The organism is Hydrogenophaga sp. (assembly GCF_022844385.1).
Lineage (GTDB): Bacteria > Pseudomonadota > Gammaproteobacteria > Burkholderiales > Burkholderiaceae_C > Hydrogenophaga.
This window is the reverse complement of sequence record NZ_JALHLX010000187.1, coordinates 2,400-5,050: the sequence shown is the minus strand read 5'-3', so window position 1 is coordinate 5,050 and position 2,651 is coordinate 2,400. Positions and strand designations below refer to the sequence as shown.

General features: G+C 66.7%; 2 protein-coding genes. One reads left to right on the top strand and one right to left on the bottom strand.

The genetic code is table 11. The features are described 5' to 3' along the window. Positions 1-1,173, bottom strand: a 1,173-nt coding sequence (locus Q0C59_RS18565; RefSeq protein WP_291218344.1) for a helix-turn-helix domain-containing protein, incomplete at its 3' end; no start/stop codon positions are given. Between the two features lie 276 nt (positions 1,174-1,449). Here Q0C59_RS18565 and Q0C59_RS18560 point away from each other — a divergent pair. Further along, the coding region (locus Q0C59_RS18560) for a PQQ-dependent dehydrogenase, methanol/ethanol family (RefSeq protein ID WP_291218342.1) at positions 1,450-2,651 on the top strand (1,202 nt) is incomplete at its 3' end.

The window sequence follows — 2,651 nt, the reverse complement described above, 5'->3', positions numbered from 1 at the left end:
CTGCAGCCGCCGGTACAACATGCCGCGCGACACCCCCAGTGCCCGCGCCGCCTTGGCGATGTTGCCGTCGCAGTCGGCCAGCGTGGTTTCGATCAACCGCTGGCTGTGGTCCACCAGCCTTGCCGGTGCCTCGTTGGGGACCGACTTGTCCACGGGTTCGGCTGCGAGCGGCGCTGCGGGTGCGGACAGCGCCACCGCGTGGTTGAAGTCGGTGCCATCGCTGGCGTTCAGATTTCCCTTGATCCACACCGCCAGGCCGTTGGGCAGGCGCAGGGTCTGTGCTGGTTTCTGGCGGTGCAGCGCGAGCAGGCCGTCCAGCGTCAGGCCGAACACTTCGTGAACCTCCGGCCGCCCTTGCACGCTGCACCCTGTGAGGCGTTGGGCCACCCCGTTGAGCCAGAGCACGCGGCCGTCGGCGTCGATGCCGGCGAGGGCTTCCAGTGGCGTGTCCAGCAGGCTTGGGCTGGTCTGGAACTGCAGCACGAGGTGCTGTGTGGACTGCAACTGCAGCAGCCGGTTTTCGATCGTGGCGGCGTACATGCCGACCACCGAGGTCGGGTCGAAATGGAAACGGCCGGCCTCGACCGAGACGTCGAGCACGCCGGCGAGCTGGCCGTGAATGTCGCGAATGGGCGCAGCTGCGCAGTGGATGGTTTGCAGGCACTGGAAGTAGTGCTCGCCGCCCGCCACCGTGCAGGCCTCGCCGGTGCGCACCACGATGCCGGGCGCGGTGGTGCCGATCTGGTGCTCGGCGATGTTCACGCCCACGCGCGATGCGGTCTTGAGCAGGGGCTGTTGTGCTGCCGACGGCAGTTCGGTGGCGTGGATGATCACGCCCTGCGCATCGGTGAGCAGCACGCGACAGTCGGTGCCGCGCAGCGCGGCCTCCAGCTGGTGCAACTCCACGTTGCCGGCCTGCAGCAGCTGGCGGTTGCGGTTCAGGCTGGCGTGTGCGCGGCTGCGGCTGACCTGCTCGAAGCTCACCGGCTCGACGGGATCGCGGTGCGACAAACGGCAGCGCATCCAGGACTGGAGAACCGCTTCGCCCACCAGCCCCGAAGGTCGTGCGCCTTCGTCAAAGAACCGCTGGCGTGCGAGCGCGGTTCGCTGCTCCGGCGTCTGGAAAAAGAGCTGGCGCGGCATGTTCGGGTGGCCAGACGACGTCGTGGGCATGGCGTGTTTCCTCGGGCGGCGGGATCAACTTTCAGTATCCCGTTCATCGGCTGCGCAGCGATGCGGGTAAGCCCGAACCTTCCGGCCCGGCTTCCAGGTGTCCCGATCACCGGTGTTCCACCGCGGAACACTTGCGGTTCAGGGAAATCCCGAGGATGAAACCGGCGGGCGAGAGGAAGAACATGCAAAAACTCGCCGAGGTTTCGCGCTGGCTGCGCATGCCCGAGCGGGTGCCCCACAACAGGCCTGCCTGGAGCAGGTTGCACAGGAGACACGATGAACAACTCAACCCTGGCCCGTCTCGGGTGGCGGACGGCCGCCGGCCTGCTCGCTTCCCTGGCACTGACTGCAACCGCGCTCGCCCAGGCACCCGCCAAGGGCTCGGCCGCGCACATCACCGCCACTGTCAACAAGGTCAACGCCGCGTTCATGAAGAGCAACGCGCAGCAAACCGCCGACTGGCCCAGCTACGGCCTGGACTACGCCGAGACGCGCCACTCCAGGCTCAACCAGATCAGCACGGCCAACGTGAAAGAGCTGGGCCTGGTGTGGTCGTACAACCTCGAGTCCAAGCGCGGTGTGGAGTCCACCCCGCTGGTGGTCGACGGCATCATGTACGTCACCGCGTCCTGGAGCGTGGTGCACGCGGTGGACGTGCGCACGGGCAAACGCATCTGGAGCTACGACCCCAAGGTGCCGCGCGAGGCCGGCTACAAGGGCTGTTGCGACGTGGTGAACCGTGGTGTGGCGCTGCACGAGGGCAAGGTGTTTGTGGCGTCATACGACGGCCGCCTGATCGCACTCGACGCGGCCACCGGGAAGGTGGCCTGGGAAAAAGACACCATCATCGACCGCAAGTTCAGCTACACCATCACCGGTGCGCCGCGCGTGTTCAAGGGCAACGTGATCATCGGCAACGGCGGCGCCGAGTACGGTGTGCGCGGCTACATCACCGCGTATGACGCGAAGAGTGGTGCACAGAAGTGGCGCTGGTTCACCGTGCCGGGCGACCCGAGCAAACCGTTTGAAGACGAGTCCATGGCCAAAGCCGCCAAGACCTGGGACCCGGCCGGCAAGTGGTGGGAAGCCGGTGGCGGCGGCACGGCGTGGGACGCCATGGCGTTCGATCCCGAACTCAACCTGATGTACATCGGCACCGGCAACGGCTCGCCCTGGCAGCGGGACAAGCGCAGCCCGGCCGGCGGCGACAACCTGTACCTGGCGTCCATCGTTGCGCTCAACCCGGACACCGGCAAGTACGTCTGGCACTACCAGCAGACCCCCGGCGACAACTGGGACTACACCTCCACGCAGCCGATGATCCTGGCCGACCTGACGCTGGAAGGCAAGCCGCGCAAGGTGATCCTGCACGCGCCCAAGAACGGCTTCTTCTTCGTCATCGACCGCGTCACCGGCCAGTTCATCTCGGCCAAGAACTTCGTCGATGTGAACTGGGCCAGCGGCTACGACAAGAACGG